Source organism: Actinomycetota bacterium, assembly GCA_040755895.1.
GTDB lineage: Bacteria > Actinomycetota > Aquicultoria > Subteraquimicrobiales > Subteraquimicrobiaceae > Subteraquimicrobium.
The window spans coordinates 1-3,873 of sequence record JBFMAG010000048.1 but is presented as its reverse complement, the minus strand read 5'-3'; the positions used below and the strand labels follow the sequence as shown (position 1 = coordinate 3,873).

At 44.8% G+C, this 3,873-nt stretch carries 4 protein-coding genes and 1 tRNA gene; 1 reads left to right on the top strand and 4 read right to left on the bottom strand.

What is annotated here, in order from left to right:
- The first annotated feature begins 340 nt into the window (after nucleotides 1–340).
- On the top strand, nucleotides 341–811 hold the full coding sequence (locus AB1466_02405) for an ATPase P (protein MEW6188954.1): 471 nt from the start codon (nucleotides 341–343) through the stop codon (nucleotides 809–811).
- On the opposite strand, the gene AB1466_02400 is transcribed toward AB1466_02405, so the two are convergent.
- The 4 genes from AB1466_02400 to AB1466_02385 form a co-directional block, all read right to left on the bottom strand.
- On the bottom strand, nucleotides 788–2,110 hold the full coding sequence (locus AB1466_02400; GenBank protein ID MEW6188953.1) for an alkaline phosphatase family protein: 1,323 nt from the start codon (nucleotides 2,108–2,110) through the stop codon (nucleotides 788–790). The two genes, AB1466_02405 and AB1466_02400, sit on opposite strands and share 24 nt — an antisense overlap.
- Before the next feature lie 26 nt (nucleotides 2,111–2,136).
- Nucleotides 2,137–2,985: a hypothetical protein gene (locus AB1466_02395; protein MEW6188952.1), complete on the bottom strand. Its 849-nt coding sequence runs from the start codon at nucleotides 2,983–2,985 to the stop codon at nucleotides 2,137–2,139.
- Between the two features lie 187 nt (nucleotides 2,986–3,172).
- Entirely contained in the window at nucleotides 3,173–3,328 is a 156-nt protein-coding gene (locus tag AB1466_02390) for a SelB C-terminal domain-containing protein (GenBank protein ID MEW6188951.1), read from the bottom strand.
- A 251-nt stretch (nucleotides 3,329–3,579) separates the two neighbouring features.
- Nucleotides 3,580–3,668 (bottom strand) — tRNA-Cys (locus tag AB1466_02385).
- Nucleotides 3,669–3,873: the final 205 nt, after the last annotated feature.

Below are 3,873 nucleotides of genomic sequence, written 5' to 3'. Positions count from 1 at the left end.
CTTGCGGATTCTTTTTGATGGTGGTACCTTTTTCATAGGCTTCGGTTTCCTCCTTTCTTGGTTTTTCCTTTAACTTAAAAGGATAACCGAAGCCTCTCCATTTTTACAGGAATTTTAGGACATCACCTCAATTCGAACCGGATAACCATTAGCCATTATTATTTCCATGCTTGCGCAAACACGGAAATGAAAATAAGGTTTATTCCTTGTTATACTTTGGATTTTAGGGGAAAATCTTTGGACTCGGAAATTAAAACCTGACTAAAATCTCAGTTTTTGGGAGGAATTCATCATGTAGATGATGAATTTTTACCCACGGTATTTTCTCCAAGGAGGACGCATGATCAGGTTAACCATGCCGGGAAGACGGGCAATTGAAATTGAAAGTCTCATTCTAGACATGAATGGCACCATAGCCATGGATGGTGTGGTCTCCGGGGAAGTCGTGGAACGGGTGAAAAAACTGGCAAAACTCCTCAAAATCTACGTTCTCACCGCAGGGACTCAGGGAAGAATGGATGAGATAAAAGAAATTCTACAGGTTGAAGTCCACCAAATTAATCGACGGCGAGAGGCGGAGCAAAAAGCGGAGTTCTTAAGAAAATTGGATCCCGAAAGGACCATTACCATAGGGAATGGCACGAACGACTCATTGATGCTTAAGCAAGCTGCTCTGGGGATAGGGATTATTGGAGAAGAAGGGCTATCCCGCGAAGCTCTTCTATCAGCCGATGTAATAGTGAAGGACCCCAAAGATGCCCTGGACCTGCTTTTAAAACCGAAGAGACTACAAGCCACCCTCCGAAAATAGGCGTAATGGAATAACTTTTCGAGGATGATAGGGTATATCCCTCGCCGTTGGTCTTGTGCCGTAGTATTTAACCCTATCAGTTAGATCCAGGATGATATTCATCAAATCCGTGCCTCGGATCCGTCTTAATCCCCCCTGGGCACAAGCCAACTCGCTAAATTTTTCAACTCCATCCCTACGGACATTCTCGCCCACAATGGCGATTGGTACCGGCCCCCCAGAGTGAATGAGTTCTCCTCTACTCGGCGTGCTATGGTCCGAAGTGACGATGATCAAACTATTTTGGATGAGATTTTGGCTTGAAAACAGGTAATTAAAGGATTTATCCACATCTTCGATGATGCTTTTTTTGAAGGTGGGGTCTTTTGTGTGAGCGGCATCATCGATGGTTTTTGTATGGATGTGAACGAAGTCGTAGGCTTCCTTGAAAGCCTTCTCCGCCACTTTAAATCGATTTCTTAGGTCCTCTTCAGCATCTTTGATTTGTTTCACTTCGAAAAAGGTCAGCCCGATTTCGCTGGCAAGTCCCCGGAACATGGGACCGGAGGCAATGGTGGTTCCCCTCAGCCCATATTTCTCATCGAAAGATATCAATGGTCTCCTCCTGCCAGCCCACTTCGTTAGCAGGAAGTTTACCGGTGGAAGTTCGGCTTTTTCCCTCGAGGCATTGGCCGGATGATTGACCAATTTTCGATACACCCACCTAAGGTACTCATTGAGACAATCGGCTGTGTGTTCAGCTTTCCCTCTATCCTGCACTCCTTCCAAGGGCTGAATCTTAATCACCGGCATATCATCGCAAAATGGATCTGAATCGGTAATGCTCGGGCTCACTTCGCCCTTTAAGAACAGGATTCCCTGTCTTTTTCCGTTGTAGACGAAATGGAATCTTATCCCGCAGAATTCTTTTTCCGAGATTTCCCTCGCCAATGCTTGGCAACATTCCTCATCGACTCCGATGCATCGATCCACAACCTGGAGGTAACCATCTTGTTCCTTAACCGAGGCAAAGCTGGCTCTACAGACAACATCCTTGTCACTGAGTTCCAATCCTTCCCCTACGGTCTCGAAGACCCCTCTTCCGGGGAAGTCACTCAGGGAATATCCGAATATGACGAAGTGAGCCATATCACTTCCCGGCGCAATACCCGGAGCTATGGGATCCATGAGGCCCGTTATACCTTGAGCTGCTAATCTATCTATATTCGGTGTATTGGCTGCCTCCAGTGGTGTCCTCCCACCCAATTCCAGTGCTGGTCTATCTCCCAATCCATCCAGAATTATAAGTAAGACCTTCATGAAGTCTCCTTTTTCCTATGATATAGTTATCTATCTCCTATATCTTCCAAAACTTTGCTTACTATTTTTACATAATCCACTTTCTCTTCCTTCTGCCAGGCTTGCAAGATTTTCTTACCGGCTGGAATGGCAAATTCGCTAAAATATTTTCTCATGGCATCCTCATCACATTTGACGCTACCATCCAGGAAGCGATAATTCGAGCTAAACACGCATTTTAACTGTTTCTCCTCGGCTTTCCACCCCACTTCCACAAAGGTTTCAATTTCCTCATCGGAATATATCTTTCGAAGAGGCAAAATGAGTTCAATATCCACAAAATTCAGTAGTTCAGTGTAAGCATCTAGAGCCATGGGAATTTGATTGATCTTCAACTTATCTCCATGACTCTCCCTCTCTCCTCCAATGATTTTGGTGCAGTTCAACTCCCTGGCCAAAGGAACCCTTATCAGGTGCATATATAGATGACAACCGGGACAGGGGGAATAAAAGCCAAATTTCTCCAAGAGAACGGAGGCAAATCGACCATTTAGCGCCCACCACATGACCGGATTGCCCAATATAACCAGATCAAAAAGGGGTTTCTGATATTCTCTCGCAATTTGCTCGCGGACGAAGTCGACATTTGCATACAGGGCTTTCCAATCCCCGTACTCAGTGCCGGTGTAAACAAGGGTGGGCAAAATAGCTTCTACATCATCTCGAGCGGCGGCTTTAATGAGGGCGGCTATACTGTCCCGACCAGCAATCTCTCCGAGAGCCAAATTCCGGTACTTTGAGATTTCTCCTCGGAGGGAAGGAGAAAGAAGAGCCTTGATATCCTTCAATAAGTTGGGTTTGCTGAGTAAAATATCGGTTTTGAGCTTGTAGTGCATCGATTCGTCCTAACTGCAAAAATTTAGTTTCTAATTCTCCTTAGCCATTATATAATCCTTTTAATTTTTGCACATGTTGCAGAAGAGAGGCAAAACAAAAGAGGCAACCCTTGATATTTAAACATGCCACAGACTCATACAAAATAACATCAAAGATTGCCCCTTCTATCTCCAGAGGCTAATTAATTCATGAGATTATTCTTCTATTTTTTATCCTAATTCCGAACTTTACGGCATCCAGATGCTCCATGACGGATATCGCTCCCCTACGCCCACTCTTCAGAAGACCCTTAACCTCGGGAAGGGTGATTCTCCCATGGTCAATAATATATTGCCTAATCATATCCTTCACCTTTCGGAAATTTTCTGGGTGCATGATACCGCCATTGCTCAACTTGACCAGCTTATCCTCTGAAAATAGGAATTTAGTATGGCTTCTACCTCTTTCTCTTTGTGACCGTTTAAGGCTCGATGGATCTCTCAATCTATAAAATTTCGATTAGCGACTTTCTCTTCTCAACCGCTAGTCGCTTGTCGAAAAGTCGCTCACCGATCTACACTCCCGACTACCGACTAACAACTCCCTACCCAAAAAGGGGGCAAGGGGAATCGAACCTCCTCCAGCTTTGTTAGAGCCAGCCAACGGGTTTGCAGCCCGCGGGGTGCCCAGCACCATTGCCCCCAAACCAGGCTTTCAAATCACCCAATTGCCCATTGCTTTCGAATCTGATATAAGTATCTTGAGAGGGCAAAGGTTCCAGGTAGCCTTCAGCTTCTTGGAAGTTCAGGGATCCGCCAGATCCTGCCCTCTCATTTTATTATTTATAAGTAGACCACCATCCGATATCTGTAATTTTTATAATTCCCATTAATTTTATTTATTCTATA

Bases quoted from the DNA above. Each gene is read 5' to 3' on its own strand.
- AB1466_02405 (MEW6188954.1), top strand. From the start codon at position 341: ATGATCAGGTTAACCATGCCGGGAAGACGGGCAATTGAAATTGAAAGT.
- AB1466_02390 (MEW6188951.1), bottom strand. From the start codon at position 3,328: ATGATTAGGCAATATATTATTGACCATGGGAGAATCACCCTTCCCGAG.
- AB1466_02400 (MEW6188953.1), bottom strand. From the start codon at position 2,110: ATGAAGGTCTTACTTATAATTCTGGATGGATTGGGAGATAGACCAGCA.
- AB1466_02395 (MEW6188952.1), bottom strand. From the start codon at position 2,985: ATGCACTACAAGCTCAAAACCGATATTTTACTCAGCAAACCCAACTTA.